18 protein-coding genes are annotated in these 17,490 nt (G+C 43.2%); 9 read left to right on the forward strand and 9 right to left on the reverse strand.

The features are described 5' to 3' along the window. Positions 1 to 392 precede the first annotated feature (392 nt). Complete coding sequence (locus A3K91_RS12760; RefSeq protein ID WP_062845607.1) at positions 393 to 761, forward strand: hypothetical protein; 369 nt, start codon at positions 393 to 395, stop codon at positions 759 to 761. 243 nt (positions 762 to 1,004) lie between these two features. Here A3K91_RS12760 and A3K91_RS12765 read toward each other — a convergent pair whose 3' ends face one another. The 5 genes from A3K91_RS12765 to rpmI form a co-directional block, all read right to left on the reverse strand. Next, positions 1,005 to 1,304, reverse strand: coding sequence for an integration host factor subunit alpha (locus A3K91_RS12765; protein WP_062845608.1), 300 nt, complete (start codon positions 1,302 to 1,304; stop codon positions 1,005 to 1,007). A 257-nt stretch (positions 1,305 to 1,561) separates the two neighbouring features. Further along, the gene (gene pheT, locus A3K91_RS12770) at positions 1,562 to 3,967 is read right to left on the reverse strand and encodes a phenylalanine--tRNA ligase subunit beta (RefSeq protein ID WP_062845609.1); all 2,406 of its coding nucleotides are present in this window, start codon (positions 3,965 to 3,967) and stop codon (positions 1,562 to 1,564) included. Positions 3,968 to 4,070: 103 nt separating this feature from the next. After that, a complete protein-coding gene (gene pheS / locus A3K91_RS12775; RefSeq protein ID WP_062846020.1) occupies positions 4,071 to 5,126 on the reverse strand; it encodes a phenylalanine--tRNA ligase subunit alpha in 1,056 nt (351 codons plus the stop codon). A gap of 302 nt (positions 5,127 to 5,428) precedes the next feature. Further along, the gene (gene rplT, locus A3K91_RS12780; protein WP_011281252.1) at positions 5,429 to 5,785 is read right to left on the reverse strand and encodes a 50S ribosomal protein L20; all 357 of its coding nucleotides are present in this window, start codon (positions 5,783 to 5,785) and stop codon (positions 5,429 to 5,431) included. A 119-nt stretch (positions 5,786 to 5,904) separates the two neighbouring features. After that, positions 5,905 to 6,102, reverse strand: a complete 198-nt coding sequence (rpmI, locus tag A3K91_RS12785) for a 50S ribosomal protein L35 (protein WP_062845610.1) — start codon at positions 6,100 to 6,102, stop codon at positions 5,905 to 5,907. A gap of 429 nt (positions 6,103 to 6,531) precedes the next feature. Between rpmI and A3K91_RS12790 the strand changes: the two genes are divergently transcribed. The 7 genes from A3K91_RS12790 to A3K91_RS12820 all read left to right on the forward strand — a co-directional run bounded on the left by A3K91_RS12790 (position 6,532) and on the right by A3K91_RS12820 (position 12,746). Then, on the forward strand, positions 6,532 to 6,975 hold the full coding sequence (locus tag A3K91_RS12790) for a thioesterase family protein (protein WP_062845611.1): 444 nt from the start codon (positions 6,532 to 6,534) through the stop codon (positions 6,973 to 6,975). A 119-nt stretch (positions 6,976 to 7,094) separates the two neighbouring features. Next, positions 7,095 to 7,931, forward strand: coding sequence for a bifunctional phosphoribosyl-AMP cyclohydrolase/phosphoribosyl-ATP diphosphatase HisIE (gene hisIE / locus A3K91_RS12795; protein WP_062845612.1), 837 nt, complete (start codon positions 7,095 to 7,097; stop codon positions 7,929 to 7,931). 197 nt (positions 7,932 to 8,128) lie between these two features. Next, a complete protein-coding gene (tatA, locus tag A3K91_RS12800) occupies positions 8,129 to 8,401 on the forward strand; it encodes a Sec-independent protein translocase subunit TatA (RefSeq protein ID WP_062845613.1) in 273 nt (90 codons plus the stop codon). A 50-nt stretch (positions 8,402 to 8,451) separates the two neighbouring features. Further along, the gene (gene tatB, locus A3K91_RS12805; RefSeq protein WP_062845614.1) at positions 8,452 to 9,060 is read left to right on the forward strand and encodes a Sec-independent protein translocase protein TatB; all 609 of its coding nucleotides are present in this window, start codon (positions 8,452 to 8,454) and stop codon (positions 9,058 to 9,060) included. 149 nt (positions 9,061 to 9,209) lie between these two features. After that, entirely contained in the window at positions 9,210 to 9,947 is a 738-nt protein-coding gene (gene tatC / locus A3K91_RS12810) for a twin-arginine translocase subunit TatC (protein ID WP_416231981.1), read from the forward strand. A gap of 207 nt (positions 9,948 to 10,154) precedes the next feature. Then, a complete protein-coding gene (locus A3K91_RS12815) occupies positions 10,155 to 11,654 on the forward strand; it encodes a UvrD-helicase domain-containing protein (RefSeq protein WP_062845616.1) in 1,500 nt (499 codons plus the stop codon). Between the two features lie 72 nt (positions 11,655 to 11,726). Further along, a complete protein-coding gene (locus tag A3K91_RS12820) occupies positions 11,727 to 12,746 on the forward strand; it encodes a tRNA dihydrouridine synthase (RefSeq protein WP_062845617.1) in 1,020 nt (339 codons plus the stop codon). Between the two features lie 48 nt (positions 12,747 to 12,794). On the opposite strand, the gene A3K91_RS12825 is transcribed toward A3K91_RS12820, so the two are convergent. Both A3K91_RS12825 and A3K91_RS12830 read right to left on the reverse strand, forming a co-directional pair. Further along, positions 12,795 to 13,220: an MAPEG family protein gene (locus A3K91_RS12825; protein ID WP_062845618.1), complete on the reverse strand. Its 426-nt coding sequence runs from the start codon at positions 13,218 to 13,220 to the stop codon at positions 12,795 to 12,797. A 14-nt stretch (positions 13,221 to 13,234) separates the two neighbouring features. Beyond that, complete coding sequence (locus A3K91_RS12830) at positions 13,235 to 13,648, reverse strand: OsmC family protein (RefSeq protein WP_062845619.1); 414 nt, start codon at positions 13,646 to 13,648, stop codon at positions 13,235 to 13,237. A 644-nt stretch (positions 13,649 to 14,292) separates the two neighbouring features. Here A3K91_RS12830 and A3K91_RS12835 point away from each other — a divergent pair. Beyond that, a complete protein-coding gene (locus A3K91_RS12835) occupies positions 14,293 to 14,814 on the forward strand; it encodes an RNA pyrophosphohydrolase (protein ID WP_062845620.1) in 522 nt (173 codons plus the stop codon). Positions 14,815 to 14,901: 87 nt separating this feature from the next. Here A3K91_RS12835 and A3K91_RS12840 read toward each other — a convergent pair whose 3' ends face one another. Together A3K91_RS12840 and A3K91_RS12845 are read right to left on the reverse strand one after the other, a co-directional pair. After that, a complete protein-coding gene (locus A3K91_RS12840; protein ID WP_062845621.1) occupies positions 14,902 to 15,714 on the reverse strand; it encodes an NRDE family protein in 813 nt (270 codons plus the stop codon). Between the two features lie 93 nt (positions 15,715 to 15,807). Continuing rightward, positions 15,808 to 17,445, reverse strand: coding sequence for a DUF4139 domain-containing protein (locus tag A3K91_RS12845; protein ID WP_062845622.1), 1,638 nt, complete (start codon positions 17,443 to 17,445; stop codon positions 15,808 to 15,810). Between the last annotated feature and the right edge of the window lie 45 nt (positions 17,446 to 17,490).

Raw genomic sequence — 17,490 nt, forward strand, 5'->3', positions numbered from 1 at the left:
AAATTCTTTAGATATTTTGTTTCTTCTTATGCAATTAGAAACGCCGCAAATGCCTCGTTTACTTCCGATTTTACTCATCACATCACAATAAAAGGCTAAAAAACATAGCAGAAATCTAGACGTAGCAGGCACTTGAGACTAGAGCGATGTCATTGATTATACGTCGATTAATAAGGATTGCTGTATTAAAAATTATACTATGTAAACAATATAAAAAATTATTTCACATTTTATTGTTACTTAATTGTACAAGCTATTTCTATTTAAATAAAAAACATATAGAATGCGTGAAAGCTGAGTAGCTGTGACTAAGATGAGTTGATTTCCGGGGTATCTTGGATTTCAACCTTTGTTGCTGCTACTGCTCATTTCATTTTTCCGGAGAATACCTTATGAAACTTAAATTACTTGCTCTAGCTGGTATCATGACTGCAACTATGGGCCTAACTGCCTGTGACAGCAACAAAGAAAACGCTGCTGAAGATTTATCTGACGCGCAAGAAGAAGTGCAAGACGCTTCTGCTGAACTAGACGACGCTGCTGCTGAAGGCGAAGTTACTGCTGATGCTGACGCTGCTGTTGCCGGCGCTGAAGCTGATATCGCTGAAGCACAAGCTGCAACTGCTACTGACGAAATGGACGCTGAAGTTCCTGTAGACGGTACTACTACTAGCGTAGATATGGCTAGCGAAACTCCTGCTACTGATACTGCTGCTGTTGAAGCTTCTGACGAAGTTGTTGTTGAGCAACCAGCTCAGTAATTTTATCTTTTATAAGATAAAAACAGTGTAATTAAAAGAGAGAGCGTATGCTCTCTCTTTTTATGTGTGCGATTTATTAAATAAAATATGGTAAAAACAAGTCATCGTTAGCGTCTTGCATCACACGTATGCTCTCGTCAACATACTTCGATAGTATAAGAAACGATGGTAGATAGTAAACTAGGATAGCAAAGCTATATTAAAATGCCAAAGCAGTCAGATAGCCAAGAACACCCATCATGCCTAGGCATCAAATAACTTCTCATCAACTTGCTGACGAAATTTTTGTCCCGTTTTAAATGTTACCACACGGCGTGCAGATACGGCCACCGGCTCACCTGTCTTAGGATTGCGTCCTGGACGACTATTTTTATCTTTAAGCTCAAAGTTGCCAAAGCCTGAAAGCTTGACCTCTTTGCCATCAATCAAACTCTCTGACAACTCATCAAAGAAGTTCTCGACCAAACAACGGCCTTCTTGGCGTGTTAGGTTAAGGTGACTCATCAAATGCTCAATCATGTCAGATTTGGTTAAGGTGCTCACAGTACGACTCCTATGCTATGTCGTGATGTCGAATATCATGGTTTAGCGTTACGAAGGTTAGTGTCAGTTATTATAAAGCTTTTTTGACGTCTTTTTAACAAAGATGGCATAAAAATCTTTTATTAATAACGACTTAACTTATATTCAAACTGGATTTTTTAGAACGATATCTTGTATTCATAATGATTGCTATGAATAATAATGCTCCATAGTCAAAAAATAAGACTATAGAGCATCTGGTATTTCAATGTGACATTTTAACTGTCACGCAGCTGTACAGCATGCTGCTCAGCCAACGCTTTTACCACATTATCAGTGGCTGTTTTTACGGCCTCATCAGATAAAGTTTGCAGACGGTCTTGCCATATCAAGGCAAAGGCTAGCGAGCGCTGACCTGCTGGCACTTTATCGCCTTGATAAACATCAAACAACCAAAGATCCGTCAACATGCTACCTGCGGCAGCGCGTATCGTTGATTCTAGGGTTTGCAAACTAATCTCACTGTCTACTAAAATTGCAATGTCGCGACGTACTTGTGGGAACTTACTTGGCGTACTGATGGCATGCTGTTCACGTGCAAGCGTCAGTAATGGCGCAAGTGACAATTGAGCGACCCAAGTAGCTGGTAAATCTAGCTGTTTGGCCGTATTAGGGTGCAATTGTCCAAGCCAGCCGACGTACACGTCATCGATATATAGCTTAGCGCTCTGGCCTGGATGCAAGAAGCTTAGTGCACTACGCTCATAGCGGATTCGGGCATTATCGATCTGTGCAGGAAGTAATTGCTCAATGTCATGTTTTAAGTCGTAGAAATCTAGTGCACGGTTTTGATAGGCTTGTTCATCCCAAATATCACCTACTGCTACCAAAGCGATGCTTGGTGTTTGTACCAACTCGCTGATACTGTGACCAACAAAACTTAGCCCTGTCTCAAAAAACCGCACACGTGGCTGCTGACGGTTTAGATTGTATTGTACACACGGCAATAAGCTTGACAATAAAGTACGACGCATCACTGCCAAATCACTAGAGATTGGATTGGCCAATGCCAGCACTTCTCCCAATGCTTTATCATCGAGCAGCGCTTCTAATTTGGCATCACTAAAGCTAAAGCTGATCGCTTCCATATAGCCATTATCGACCAGCGCCAGCTTCATTTCGTGCGTCAGGTCTGCGGTATCATCGTAGTCCATGCTGACTTGCAAATGTGGCAACACGCTCGGGATATTATCATAACCATAGATACGAGCAATTTCTTCGATCAAATCTTCCTTGATACTCATATCAAAACGGTACGAGGGCGGCGTGCAAATCAGTACGTCCGCTTGTTGCTCTACTACAAACCCTAGCTGAGTCAAAATGCGTACCATGACCGTAGGCTCAATGTCGATACCGATGACATCACGAACCTTAGTAATCGGTAAAGTAATAGGCACACGCGCTGGCAGATGCTCTTGGTTTTCTACATTTACGATTGACCCTGCTTGACCAGCCGTGACACCAGTAATCAAGTCACGAGCACGTGCTAGTGCAAGCGCTGGCAACTCAAAGTCTACCCCACGCTCAAAACGTTGCGATGCATCAGTGTGCAAACCAAAACGACGGGCGCGCGCAGCAATTGCTAAAGGATTAAAGAAAGCACTTTCTAGTACAATATTGCTTGTGCTATCCGTCACACTACTACGCTGACCACCCATGATACCAGCAAGCGCAAGGATACCTTGATCGTCAGCAATGACTAGTTCATCACCTGTTAAGGTAATGGTTTGTTCATTCAATAGAGTCAGGCTTTCTTTGGGTTGCGCCAAACGCACCACAATGCCACCAACGATAGTATCTGCATCAAAAGCATGCAGTGGCTGACCAAGCTCCATGAGCACATAATTGGTCACATCTACCAAGAAGTTGTGCGATCGTAGTCCGGACTGTACCAATGCATCTTGCATCCATTTTGGCGTGTCAATGCTACGATCTATATTGCTAATCGACTGCAATAAGTAACGTGGGCAAGCTTCTACCGCCGTTACCGTCACGGCGGGCGTTTTACCACTATCGGTGTCTACTACGTTATCAGCGATTTCTGGCATTTGCATAGGCAAATCATTGAGCACTGATATTTCACGGGCAATACCGCGTACACTGAAGCAATCACCACGGTTTGGCGTGATTGAGATATCTAGTATCTGATTGTCTAAGCCTAAATAGCTACGGATATCTGTACCAATCGGGGCATCCTCTGGTAGCTCAAGCAAACCATCAATGCTATCAACCAAATCAATCTCAGAAGCACCGCATAGCATACCGTTAGAGGCTACACCGCGCAGCTTACTTTTTTTGATTTTGAAGCCTTGTTTATCATCGCTCGGTAGTACAGCCCCAACCGTCGCAACGGGCACCTTCATACCAACCGTCACATTCGGCGCGCCGCAGACAATCTGCAATGGCTCAGCGTCACCGATATTTACCTGTGAGACACGCAGCTTATCCGCGTCAGGATGCTGCTCGACGCTCATGACTTCACCAACGATCACGCCTGTAAAGGCACGAGCAACCGCATAACGATCATCAATTTCTAGTCCAGCCATGGTCAACTGTTCGGCCAACTGTTCACTGGTATTATCAGGGTTCACCCATTGACGTAGCCACTGTTCGCTAATTTTCATAAGTCTCTCGGATCAGAATTTTATAATAAAGATTTTGAAGTAAAGGTTGGCACATTCACTTGTTATATGAACAAGGAGCACTTTTATATAAACAAAAAGCCCTCTAGCCAAACTGCTTTAAGAAGCGTACGTCATTTTGGAAAAACAAACGCAAATCATCAATACCATAGTACAGCATGGCAAAGCGCTCAATACCCATCCCAAAAGCGAAGCCTGTGTATTTGTCGCTATCAATACCGCAGTTGGTCAGTACTTGTGGATGCACCATACCGCAGCCCATCACTTCAAGCCATTTGCCATTATCATCTAGAATATCCACTTCGGCAGAAGGCTCAGTGAACGGAAAAAATGAAGGACGGAAGCGAACGGTCAACTCTTTGGCAAAGAACGCTTCTAAAAACTCGCTGATCAAGCCCTTTAATTCTGCAAATGTGCTTGATTCTGTAACCATTAGTCCTTCTAACTGATGAAACATCGGCGAATGGGTTTGGTCAGAATCGTTGCGATAAACGCGACCAGGACAAATAATACGAATCGGTGGCTCATTCTTTTCCATCGTACGAATCTGTACCGGACTGGTATGTGTACGCAGCAAATAATGGGCATCAAAATAGAAGGTGTCGTGCATGGCACGTGCAGGATGGTGTGACGGAATATTCAAGGCTTCAAAATTGTAGTAATCACTTTCAACTTCAGGGCCTGTCGCCACATTGAAGCCCGCTTGTACAAAATACTGTTGCATACGCTGGGTAATCATCGTGACTGGATGCAAATGGCCTTTTTTGCCACCACGAGCAGGTAAAGTGATGTCAATGCTCTCAGCCTTTAATTTGGCATTTAGCGCAGCGACTTCGAGCTGTTGTTGCTGATCGGTCAATACCTGCTGAATGCGGCTACGTACCTGATGCAACCAGCCACCATAGGTTTTTTTGTCATCTGCTTCTAGCTTGCCCATCTGTTTTGACCAGCTGGTGAGCAAGCTCTTTTTACCAGTCAATTGCACACGCAAATCTTGCAATACACGTGTGTCAGTTACTTGCAAAATCAGAGCTTCAGCCGCATCGGTAAACGCGATCAATTGCGCTTCATTAAGATCATTCAGTTCTGAGGATAAAGTCGGTAGCGCCGACAAGTCGGTAGTGGCAGCAGGGGTAGTCATAAGACGCATCATTCCTGATTTGAACGGACTATTAATTGTAGGGATTTGACCAAATATTGCAAACCATTTACTCAATCATTTTGATAAAAATTGAAGATTATGAATGGCTTGAATATTTAGACAGGGGCCAGCGTGGCCTGTACTAAACTTCAGTTTTATACGCACCACAAGCAAAATCATATAATATAAAAAAAGCCACCGACCAGCGGTAGCTTCTATTAATATCGTACTATTAATCAATATCAGTGCTATCCATTTAAATACTCACTTAATAACCTGAATATCTAAAGGATGGCTAATATTTAGGCCAATTCCGCTTTTGCTTTTTCGACCAATGCGGTGAAAGTTGCAGCATCATGCATAGCGATGTCAGCAAGTACGCGACGATCGATTGCGATGTTGGCTTTTTTCATGCCATTGATGAAGCGGCTATAGCTTAAGCCATTTAAGCGTGCACCAGCATTGATACGTGCAATCCAAAGACGACGGAAAGTACGTTTTTTGTTGCGACGGTCACGATAAGCATATTGACCAGCTTTGGTCACTGCCTGTACCGCTACGCGGTAAACACGTGAACGGGCACCGTAGTAGCCTTTTGCGCGCTTTAAGATTTTTTTGTGACGGCGATTTGCCTGTACACCACGTTTTACACGGGCCATAATTTACTCCAAGATATTTTAATCACTGTTAAGCGAATGATGATGCTGTTAGATAACAAACATCATTGTCAGATTGCAAAGTCAAATATGTTTAATTAAAGATAAATGACGATAGGCTATTAGATGTATGGGCACATACGACGAACTGCTGCTTCGTCAGACTTGTGCACCAACTTAAGACCACGCAACTGGCGAATACGCTTAGGTGATTTCTTGGTCAAAATATGGCTTTTGAATGCTTGCTTACGCTTGAAGCCGTTCGCTGTTTTTTTGAAACGTTTAGCGGCACCGCTTCTGGTTTTCATCTTAACTTTCATGATGATTTGCCTCTTTTTCTGTGTTAGAACCTGGTCGTCAAATAGTCGTACTGAATAATTGTCACTTAAATAACAACTAAACCTCTATTTGCCTCGAGGTGGGAGGCGCTATTTTAGCAGATAGTGCGTTGTTTTGCCAAGCAAAGTTTTAACGCGTCTTTAGCAAACAATGAGAATAACCCATTCTTATGAGCCGACTCCTCACATACCCTCTCAAAACCCCATTAAAGTTACGAATTACCGCCAAATAGATTGAATGTCAGCTTAAGCTGTGCTTTAGTAGACACTAACATTTGGTATAATCTAAGTACCAAAAATATAAGTCCCAATGATTCTGAATCATCTACCCTACTGCTCAACCATACAACCTTGCTCCTTTGATATCATGATAAGCAGAACACATCGCCTGTAATCGCTAGGAGAAACAACATGTCAGAAAAAAAATTAGACGTTGATGATGAATTCTTAGCTTTTGAAACCGTGATGCGCGTACGCTACGCTGAAACCGATGCAAATCAGTATCTAACACTCGAAGCATTGACAGCCCTTTTGACTGAGTCTTGGCTGAGATTTTTGTACGCTCAAGGCATCAAAGAAGTCAATGCAGACTATCAAGGTTTGATTATTGATGAGTTACAACTAAATATTCGCAGTCGTGTCAAAGTGCGTGAAGAGCTTTTGTTTGAAGTAGGCATTAAACCTTCCTATGACAATGGCGGTCATGTAGAAATAAAGGTCACTCGGATGCACACAGGTGAGTTGGTGGCACATGCAAGGAAGCATTTTGTCAATTACGACTTTAGGCTCAATAAAGTGACGGCACTTGATAGCACGATTAAAAAAGCGCTTTACCCACGTTTATGCAAGCATTAGTGCTATTTATTCCAACAAATAGTACTTATCAAATGAACCATATTTTTTATACATGGCTTTTTCTCTCAAAATATAAATAGAACGACCAAATAACGACACCTTTAATAAACGGATGAATGATGACTTTACCTGCTTGGCTAGCTGCCATAAAATTTAATGCTGATGGCTTGATTCCTGCAATTGCCCAAGATCACAAATCTGGGCGTATTTTGATGATGGCCTGGATGAATGCAGAAGCGCTACAACTGACCGCACAGATCCAAACTGCTGTTTATTTTTCGCGCTCACGTGCCAAGTTATGGCACAAAGGAGAGTCCTCAGGGCATACCCAGACTGTCCATGATATCCGCTTAGATTGTGATGCCGACGTTATTGTGCTGAGTGTCACTCAAGCGGGCGGTATTGCCTGTCATACAGGACGAGAGTCTTGTTTCTATCGACGTTTGGATCTATCTGGTCAGACCCCAGAATGGCAAACCGTGGACAAAGTTCTAAAAGACCCCTCTGACATTTATCATTTAAATACATCAGACGGTGAGACTGTTCAAAACACCAACTTGAGCACTCATGCCGATACTGAATCTAATCATACTTCAGTCGATGAGCGCTCTATCCTGCAACAACTGGATCACGTATTGGCAGAACGAAAACAAGCCGATGCCGATAGTTCTTATGTGGCAAGTTTATATGCCAAAGGATTAAATAAAATTTTGGAAAAAGTGGGTGAAGAAAGCGTAGAAAGTATTATCGCTGCCAAAGATTTTGCCAACTGTGATAAAAATAGAGACAAAGCGCAATACGATGATGCCCGTCATGAGCTTATTTATGAAGTGGCAGATGTCTGGTTTCATACCTTGGTTGGGCTGGCGTGGTTCGATATAGAATCAGATGCAGTATTAAATGAGCTGGGTCGACGCTTTGGTCTCTCAGGTATTGATGAGAAAGCAGCACGATAGATAATAGGCAACATGACAAAATAATCTTCTACCTGCGAGGATTGTATTTGGTTTCACCTATTTGTCATAAGCGCAGGTTATAATACAGTCTTTTTACTTCATACTATATTTGGGTGCTTTTTATTTAAGAGATCAATCTCCTATCTATTTAAAGCACTTATGATAAAGACTGAAAACCAAGTCAAAAGGATACCATTATGGGCAGTTTTTCTATTACACACTGGCTGATTTTATTGGTTGTGGTGGTAGTCGTATTTGGCACCTCAAAGCTCAGAAATGCTGGTAAAGATTTGGGCGGCGCTGTCAAAGGTTTTAAAGAAGCCGTTAAAGACGAGAACACAGAACACGCTAAAAAGCAGGTAGTGCTCGATCATGAAGGCAACGCATATAAGGGCGAGCGTACAACAAGCAACAAGGTTGATACTAGTAGTACCCACTCTACTCCTGTTGACGATAAGCACAATGTATAATGTTTATCGCATTTAGCCTGTCTCAATTAAAATAGTGATATTCAACCATTATGTTTGATATTGGGTTTTCTGAATTACTCCTCTTTGGTGTTATCGCCCTGATTGTCTTGGGTCCAGAAAAACTGCCTCAGGCAGCACGGACGGCTGGTCAATGGTACGCCAAAATTCGTCGAACCGTCTCTACCTTACAGTCTGAAATAGAAGCAGAGCTAGACTTGGCTGAAACACGGCAACAAATGCAAAAAGAGCTTGCAAAAATTCGTCAAACTGAGGCGGATATGCGACGTGAAATGGCAGAGATGCGCGGCAATATGAAAGAGTTTGCACACTCTCACAATCAGCACCTAAAAACCTCCCAGACTAAAACGGATAGCACTGACGATAGTCAAAGCAATAAGACAGATCGCGATGATATAGCCGTACAAAATACTGAACAAAGCACTGACGATATTTCGACCACCGCTACTGTACAGACAACTCAACCTCCTCAACCCATTGTTACCAGACCGTGGGAAAACATGTGGTTCCGTCTGGGTGCCTATGATAAGGCTCGTCGTCTACCTATGCCGCCCTATCTACCGAACCACAAAGCGGACACCTTACTAAACGCTCATTCATTAGAACAGCCAGCCTTCATCAAAAAACAGGAGGCTGATTGATGGGATTGTTTAAACGTAAAAAAAGCCGCCAAGAAAAAATCATGGATGCAGAGATTGCTGGGACGGAAAGCGAAGATCTAGATATCAATGTCAAGACAGATAATACCTATGAGGAGTCGGCCACCGATGTGTTAAGTACATTGGGTGATATGCCGATCACTGAGCATTTGATTGAGCTGCGTCGACACTTGATCAAAATATGTGTGGCAGTATTGGTGATATTTTTGGCACTAGCAGGGTTTTCGCGTGAGTTATATAACTTTTTATCAGACCCTCTAGTGGCTCAACTCCCTGCCAATTCCACCATGATTGCGACAGATATTACCTCCAACTTTATGGCACCGATACGTCTGACGGTATTTGTCGCAGCGTTTTTTGCAATGCCTTATATTTTGTATCAAATTTGGTCATTTGTAGCACCCGGTTTGTATAAAAAAGAGAAGAAAATTGCGATTCCAGTACTACTCTCCTCTATATTTTTATTCTATGCTGGCGTGGCTTTTTCTTATTTTATTGTACTAAAAGGCGTGCTGAAATTCTTCATTATGTTTGCTCCGCAAAACGTCCTACCGATGACAGATATAGACAGCTATCTGAGCTTTGCCCTAAAGCTGTTTATGGTATTTGGGTTAACGTTTGAGATTCCAGTCGTCACTTTGCTCTTGATATTGACTGGCATTGTCTCCATTCAGAGACTAGAAGACAAACGTCGTTATATTATCGTGGGCTGTTTTGCAGTGGCTGCTGTCGTGACGCCGCCTGATGGGGTATCTATGCTGATGCTTGCGATTCCCATGTGGTTATTATTTGAGCTTGGTTTATTGTTGGCCAAAATTTTAATCAAAGAAGAACGTACGCCTGTTTTATCCACGACTAATAAAGAGTAAAATAATGACATCCTCATTTGGCTCGATGTGAGTCTAGTCAATATATAAAATACAGTTTTGACTGTTTGACTCTTCTTATCCCATCAATAAGCGTAATGCTTATTATCATGATTGCGCATCATCACAATTTATCAGCCATTGTCTATGCAGTGGCTTTTTTTACTGTCGTTGTTTTTAATCACTCTCTGTACTTTAGGTAGCTTTATTATGTCCGCATCTATGCCAGCTTATATGAGCGACCCCACTGATGAGCAGCTGAGCGCGCTGAATATGGCCATGGATCATAAGTCATTCAAAGTGGTCGCTTATGCAGGTGCTGGTAAAACAACGACGCTCAAATTGATTGGTGAGCGCTTGCGTGGACGCGGTTTATATCTCGCCTTCAACAAAGCGATTGCTAATGACGCACGGCAGAAGTTTCCGCCCCATGTAGAATGTCGCACGTTTCATTCGCTCGCTTATCGTCATGTTGCTCGCGATATTACGGCAAAATTATCTTTGCCACGCTTTTCACCCAAGCGTTTGGGCGATGATTTGGGATTGCAGCCTGTACAAGTCCGTCGACAAATGGACGGCGTCAATAAGTACATTACACTGACGCCAGCACGGTTGTCTCGTTTTGTTAGCGATGCCGTCAGCAACTTTTGTAGCACACATGCCAGCTACCCTGCGCCAAGGCATTTATTGTTTCCCAGCTGGCTGGACGAATCAGACTCAGAGCAGCTGCGCGAGATGCTATACCCTGCTGTTGAACAGCGCTGGCTACAGTCGATTGATGCCCGTCATCCTGCGGGTATTGGTCATGATATTTATCTCAAACTCTGGGCACTATCCAAACCCAGCATTCCTGCTGATTTTATTTTATTTGATGAGGCGCAAGATGCCGATCCATTGATGATGGGTATCTTGACCCAGCAGTCAAGGCAGGTAATCTATGTGGGTGACGCGCACCAGCAGATTTATGAATGGCGCGGTGCGGTCAATGCCATGAAAAAATTGCCACTGCCGCAGACCTTATTGACGCAGTCGTTTCGTTTTGGTGAACCCATTGCAGAAGTGGCCAATACCTTACTAAAGGCCTTACAAGAAGAAGTGCCGTTAAAAGGCAATCCCAATAAACAATCCTCAACTGACAAAGGCATGGTGCATAGCAAAAAAGATGCCATCCTATGCCGTACCAATGCTGCTGCTATGGCACAATTATTGACAGGACTAAAACTCGGGCATCGGGTGGCGCTGCAAGCGGATACCGATCGTATGCTCAAATTCTGTCAGGCGGCAGAAAACTTAAAAAACGGTAAATCGGCATACGGCGTCCCTGAGCTAGCGTATTTTTATAATTGGGGTGATGTACAAGAATACTCTGAAACCAATGAAGGCAGTGATCTAAAAACACTGGTAAAACTGGTCGACGATCATGGCACCAATGTATTAAGCCAAGCGGTCAATAGTCTCACCAGTATCGAAAATGCCGACTATGTCATCTCAACGGCGCATAAAGCCAAAGGGCTGGAATGGGGCAAAGTACAGTTAGACGATGACTTCTATTATGATGTTACAACTAATGCCGTTAAGATAAGCCCAGAAGAATTACGCTTGCTTTATGTCGCCTGTACACGTGCCCAAAGTAACTTGGATATTCATCATATTAAAGACTTAATATCAGGATTACAGACAGGCAAAAAAGTAATTTTTGGCAATACTTAATTACTCTTTGTAGTTACCTATCCAGACTTTCAATTTCTATTTATCACGACTCTTTAGCAGTGAAACACAAGCATGAATACCGATCAGCCATGTCAAGTACGTAAAAACACGATCAGCCAACTGTTTGCCAATCCCGTTCGTCTCCTCGCCCCGATGGAAGGCTTAACTGATCCTTTAATGCGCCAAATCCTAACGCAAATTGCATCAGACTTGGGTCGTCCCTATGATTGGTCAGTGAGCGAATTTATTCGCATCACTCAGCATGTCTTGCCGGCGCATGTCTTTTATAAATACGTACCTGAGCTACATCATGATGCCAAAACGTCCTCTGGTACGCCTATTCATGTGCAGCTACTCGGTAGCGAGGCACAGCTGATGGCAGAAAACGCCGCTTATGCTGCCGAGCTTGGTGCGCCCGCTATCGATATTAACTTTGGTTGCCCTGCCAAAACCGTCAACAGCCATCGTGGCGGCTCCGTCTTGCTCGATGAGCCTGAAGTTATGTATGACATTATCAGCGCGGTGCGCGGTGCAGTGCCTGATCACCTTCCTGTCTCGGCTAAGATTCGTTTGGGCTATACCGATACAAGTCGTATGGATGATATTCGCGGTGCGATTGCGTCAAGCGGTGCTGATTGGCTGACTATTCATGCACGCACCAAAACCCAAGGCTACAAACCACCTGCTTATTGGGACAAGATTCAGAATTTTAATACGCTGAGCATTCCCGTCATTGCAAATGGCGAGATTTGGAATGTAGAGCAAGCACAAAACTGTATGGAGCAAGCAGCAACTAAGCATCTTATGTTAGGTCGCGGCGCGGTCACTCGTCCTGATTTGGTTGCACAGGTTGATAATAACGCTGAAAACCTAGACAACACGGCTACGCTATTATGGCAAGATTTGATTGCGCATCAGATTAAATTTTTGGAAGGTGCAGCGAAAAGCGATGTGGTCTTGGTCGGTCGTTATAAGCAATGGCTAGGCATGCTCACCAAAGGATTTAGTGAAGCGCAAACCCTGTGGGAAGAGATCAAGCGAGAAAAAAATAAGACAGTCATTATTAACGCACTGCAAGCCAGTGTACGATAATGACCAACTGTCTTTTTTTGATAAATGACGGTGAGAACAGCTGTTAAATTAAGTGCTGATGCGAATTGCTAAATAAAATAGCATCAAACAACAAGCAATAGACAGCACCCAAAGTATGGAACGAAACGTTGCCAAATTGGTGATATAAGCTACGCAATAACCAATCCGAATCAACACATACAGCCACGCCAATGTGTTAATAATCAATTGCGGTACAAAGAACAGCATCGCCACCAATACGGCAGCCAAAAATACTGGCAACGTCTCATAACTGTTTTGCTGTGCCGCATTTGCACGGGCGGCCGTACCTGTTGTCTGTTGCAAAAAATCACGCGGATGCGCGTTATCAGCCAGATGAAAGCCGCCAAATACCTTTGACAACATTGCCATCGTTACTGGCAGTAAGCTTGCCACTACCATCGCCCAAATGGCGGATGCGGCTGTATCAGAGACCATTCCAAAGAGTGCATTCATTAGCGTCTTTGCCCCTACCCTGCAACAATTTCAAAATCATGAGTGATGTTTACGCCACCTTGCGCCAACATACGACTGGCTGAGCAGTACTTTTCTGCTGATAGATTCACAGCCTTTTCAACTTGCTTATCCTTGATGTCTTTACCAGTCACGATGAAATGTAGATGGATATCCGTATACACCGCTGGTATGGTCTCAGCACGCTGCGCCGTCAGCTCGCAACGCACATCTTGCACTTCTTGACGAGATTTTTGTAAAATCGATACCACATCATAACTGGCACAGCCACCAAGTCCTAACAGAATCAGCTCCATTGGGCTGGCACCCTTTTCTTTACCGCCATCCATTTGTACATTGTGCCCTGATGGTGACACGCCCATGAATGCTTTGTTTTCTTGCCATGCAACACTTGCTTTTAACTCTGACATTTCGAGTAATCCTTATAGTAATTGGTAAATTATCTGTTTTTTATTTTTAAAAACGATCTAGCTTGCTAGAACGTGCCTTAATTTTGATTTTCATAATCACATGCAATAAATATGAGTCAATTGAAAAGATGCTCACAGGCAATATCAATCAATTGACTTATTTTCTGATCATCATTCAGCCATTTAGCTATTAATATTATCCTAGCTATAATGATTCGAGCAAAAACCTGTCCTAGTGTAGCACAAGCCAATATGAGGTTTTATAGCACCCTTGTCTTAGATTGTCGTCAAAATCAGCGCAATGCAAGTTGAATATTTCTCCTTTTATTGCTTATTTCTTATAAATGCTATTTATTAAAGGTCATCACCATTTTTTGTTCTAACAGCAACCTGTCCTTAACGTAAAATTTTCTAGAAAAGTTTACAAAAGTCCAATTATAACTACCTGATTTTAAACAGTAAAACTCGTGAAACATTTTATAGCAAAATACTGTTACACATTTTGCTTGTTTCTTGGTTTAATGATGGTAATGAATCCTATTCTAACTGGATGTCGATAATAATCACCCTATAATAATTATGATTGCTGTCACGATGTCTTGTCTGAATGGGCTATGTTTTAAACAAATTAAAAAGGTTTAGTCATGATAGATGCAGACGGCTTTCGCGCCAATGTCGGCATCATCTTGGCAAATACACAAGGGCAAGTACTGTGGGCAAAACGCATTGGTCACAACGCTTGGCAGTTTCCGCAAGGTGGTATCGACCGCGGGGAGACGCCGATGGATGCGATGTATCGAGAGCTCTGGGAAGAGGTCGGCTTACATCCGCGTCATGTAGACTTATTGGCAGTGACGCAAGATTGGTTGCGTTATCGGCTGCCAAAACGTTATGTACGGCATGGACAGCACCCTTTATGTATTGGGCAAAAACAGAAATGGTTTTTGCTACGCTTAGATGAGCCAAATACACAACATATCCGCTTTGATGAAGGGAAACCAGAGTTTGATCATTGGCAATGGGTCAGTTACTGGTATCCACTCGGACAAGTAATTCACTTTAAACGTGGGGTATATCGTCGCGCTTTGCAAGAGTTGGTGCGCGAACTCCCCCTAAAACAAGAGCTGATTATTCCTGAGCAAGACAACCACTTATTGGTGGAATAAGCCACTTGATAAAAACGTATTAAGAGATGTACACGATAATCGCTAGAAATCTTAGTGTTTATCGTGGACATTTTTTATGAGCGCAATTTACGAGGCGTAAGCACATTCTCGACTGGTTATCTCTGCAATGACAGTTGTACTTGTTTCACTATTTTTGGTCAAAGTCACAATACTTTGCGTGCGTGTGCCATAGGTTGGTACATCTTTTGCTCCATTGCCAAAAGCAACCGGCTTAATATAAACAGACGATAAGACGTGCTCAATTTCAACAGCCACACCTGTATGCGGCAAATGCTCTTTGGGTGCTTGCACAGTATCGGACAATACGTCAAAAGCAGCCTGTTGCCAGTATTCAGGTGAGTTATTTTCAGCAATGAGAGGCAGTACTTCTTGCCGCAGCCTGCCGCGTAATCGTTCAGTTTTGAACCAACTGTCTTCTGGTTGACCGTTGGATATCACATGCAATCCTGCGTACAACGGTGTGGGAGCATGGCCACGATTATTAACAATAACCGCTTGCGTTGCATCACCAATAATCAGATTAAAGCCGGCATAATCTTGCAATCTGATATTTCGCGCAAAATCCATCGGACTTAAAGCACTGGTTAAAAACTCAGTCACAAGCTCACCACGTGAGCGCTCATCACGACCAGCTTGCACACCATCACGAAAATTTAAGATCGCCGCCCAGCGTCCATTTTGTTGATATACACCATCATGCGCTTCTTGGTGAATCCCTAACCACGTACCGCCGCTTTGGTTGTCACGTCCGGCATAGATGGGCTGATCAGACCACTGATGCAACTCTTGTGTTGGACGCTCTAAAAACTCATCACGATTAGAGAGTAATACCAAAGGCAGCTCATCAAATAATTGCCAAGCAATGGCGACAATACACATAGTATTCCTTTTACAACAGTCTGTTATGGGAGTGATTTTTAGCAAAAATAAAAGCTATCTTTTAAAGCGAATTAACTAAAAAATCATTTTTTATTAATTTCCATTCAATATCTTATTGGCAGGATAACTGATTTGAGACGTCGAGCGTATCACTTGTGACTGCTTACTTGGTAAATCAAATTCCCACGCTACCATACCTTGATTGTCATTCCAATTTCGCTTAGTGACAGGCGGTGTATGAGTGACCGAAACTTTTAGACTGTCATCGCGACTGATAGGCTCACTGCCTAATACTTGCAAACGCACAGATCGGTTATGCTGGTTGGCAAATTGATAAGCTTTAGTTGTTGTTAAAATTTGCTGCCGACTCAGCACGCCTTTCTCACCCTGCTTGTCTTCATTTATTATCTCCTTTACCATGATGTTTGGGTCACGACCAAAGCCAATCCCCTGCTCTTTTAGCATCTGATAATTGTAACGCGATTGTCCAACGTAGTTATCGTCACGGTACAGCTGCAATGACCCATCTACCCAATCTGAAGTTAAGAATGGTGCAGACGCATACCAATAGGCAGCTGTCTCAATACTGGGCGTACTTCGAACCCACAGCTTACTACTGCCAGATTGCTCTCCAATGACCGTACGTACTCGTCTACCACCACTGGGAATAGTCACTAGTTGTGGCAACCGATACTCAATGAGACCGTTTTTATTTTGGCTACTAATGGCAAAGCTTGGTAGCGATGATCCAGCAATAGCATTGCCATACTCTTCTCTTCCAGAGACCACGACAGGCGTATTATCCGCCATAGGTGGTACATGCTCAACATTTTGGTTTTCTTCATAGAGTGATAAGCGCGGTACATAAGGCAGCTGTCCTGTCGTACTTTGGTTGGGGTTGGCCGTACTGAGGATCACAGGGACGTTGGTCCAATTCTCGCCCGTTTGTTGGGCAATGATTGCAGAGGCGGTGATATTTAGCTGATCACTATTGGTGTTTAGACGCGCTTGATATGTCGGCTTCCAACCTGCGCCTTGTACCTGATAATGCAATTTAAGAGTGCTTGGCGCGCGGCTGGCGGTACGTACACTCACTTGTGTCACATTATTAGAAATTGACGTTGAATTACCTGTCATCAGCTGATTCAATGTGTCTTGTGCACTTACCCGACGCTGCTCGATCTCCAAAATCTTTTGGTTAAGACTGGCGGCTTGAGTCTCTATATCGCGTGCGTTATTGGCAATAGTTCCATCCATATTGACTTGCGTGACTATGGTCAAATTTTGCAAGTATGCTTTTGCCAAGCGCGCCGCTTCTAATTCAGCATTGATACTGGCTAGGGTATTTTGCTGAGCCTTAGCATTACCTCGATATTGACATTGAGTTGCTTGCTCCCCCGCCAACTCTTGAATACTGACTTCACCAATATTGACGTTACCCATTGACTGTACGCTTAGACTCTCTTTATCAATATAAGGCGATAAGCACGAAAATACAACGGTTTGCTCACCACTCCCTGTGATCGGTAATGCCCGTGTGACGCTTGCCAAGCCTTGGTAAACGGTCACTTGCTCGATACTACTTATTGCCGCCTGTGCGCTAGACAATCCCAATATGGCACTGCCACCAAATACAAGCGGCAAAACAAAGCATCTACTCATTAAACTAAGCGGCGATAATGCGCATACATCATAAGTCGATAAAGACCAGAGGATTGGGCGTGCTTTCATATATCTTTCCCTAGAAGTGAAATATTAGAAGTGAAATCTCTCATA

The organism is Psychrobacter alimentarius, from assembly GCF_001606025.1.
GTDB lineage: Bacteria > Pseudomonadota > Gammaproteobacteria > Pseudomonadales > Moraxellaceae > Psychrobacter > Psychrobacter alimentarius.

What these genes read in the sequence shown, in the direction of transcription:
- tatB (WP_062845614.1), top strand. Translation starts at nt 8,452, where the DNA reads ATGTTTGATATTGGGTTTTCTGAATTACTCCTCTTTGGTGTTATCGCC.
- A3K91_RS12845 (WP_062845622.1), bottom strand. Translation starts at nt 17,445, where the DNA reads ATGAAAGCACGCCCAATCCTCTGGTCTTTATCGACTTATGATGTATGC.
- A3K91_RS12830 (WP_062845619.1), bottom strand. Translation starts at nt 13,648, where the DNA reads ATGTCAGAGTTAAAAGCAAGTGTTGCATGGCAAGAAAACAAAGCATTC.
- A3K91_RS12820 (WP_062845617.1), top strand. Translation starts at nt 11,727, where the DNA reads ATGAATACCGATCAGCCATGTCAAGTACGTAAAAACACGATCAGCCAA.
- A3K91_RS12815 (WP_062845616.1), top strand. Translation starts at nt 10,155, where the DNA reads ATGTCCGCATCTATGCCAGCTTATATGAGCGACCCCACTGATGAGCAG.
- pheT (WP_062845609.1), bottom strand. Translation starts at nt 3,967, where the DNA reads ATGAAAATTAGCGAACAGTGGCTACGTCAATGGGTGAACCCTGATAAT.
- A3K91_RS12835 (WP_062845620.1), top strand. Translation starts at nt 14,293, where the DNA reads ATGATAGATGCAGACGGCTTTCGCGCCAATGTCGGCATCATCTTGGCA.
- tatA (WP_062845613.1), top strand. Translation starts at nt 8,129, where the DNA reads ATGGGCAGTTTTTCTATTACACACTGGCTGATTTTATTGGTTGTGGTG.
- rplT (WP_011281252.1), bottom strand. Translation starts at nt 5,785, where the DNA reads ATGGCCCGTGTAAAACGTGGTGTACAGGCAAATCGCCGTCACAAAAAA.
- hisIE (WP_062845612.1), top strand. Translation starts at nt 7,095, where the DNA reads ATGACTTTACCTGCTTGGCTAGCTGCCATAAAATTTAATGCTGATGGC.
- tatC (WP_416231981.1), top strand. Translation starts at nt 9,210, where the DNA reads ATGCCGATCACTGAGCATTTGATTGAGCTGCGTCGACACTTGATCAAA.
- A3K91_RS12790 (WP_062845611.1), top strand. Translation starts at nt 6,532, where the DNA reads ATGTCAGAAAAAAAATTAGACGTTGATGATGAATTCTTAGCTTTTGAA.
- A3K91_RS12840 (WP_062845621.1), bottom strand. Translation starts at nt 15,714, where the DNA reads ATGTGTATTGTCGCCATTGCTTGGCAATTATTTGATGAGCTGCCTTTG.
- A3K91_RS12825 (WP_062845618.1), bottom strand. Translation starts at nt 13,220, where the DNA reads ATGAATGCACTCTTTGGAATGGTCTCTGATACAGCCGCATCCGCCATT.
- rpmI (WP_062845610.1), bottom strand. Translation starts at nt 6,102, where the DNA reads ATGAAAGTTAAGATGAAAACCAGAAGCGGTGCCGCTAAACGTTTCAAA.
- A3K91_RS12760 (WP_062845607.1), top strand. Translation starts at nt 393, where the DNA reads ATGAAACTTAAATTACTTGCTCTAGCTGGTATCATGACTGCAACTATG.
- pheS (WP_062846020.1), bottom strand. Translation starts at nt 5,126, where the DNA reads ATGACTACCCCTGCTGCCACTACCGACTTGTCGGCGCTACCGACTTTA.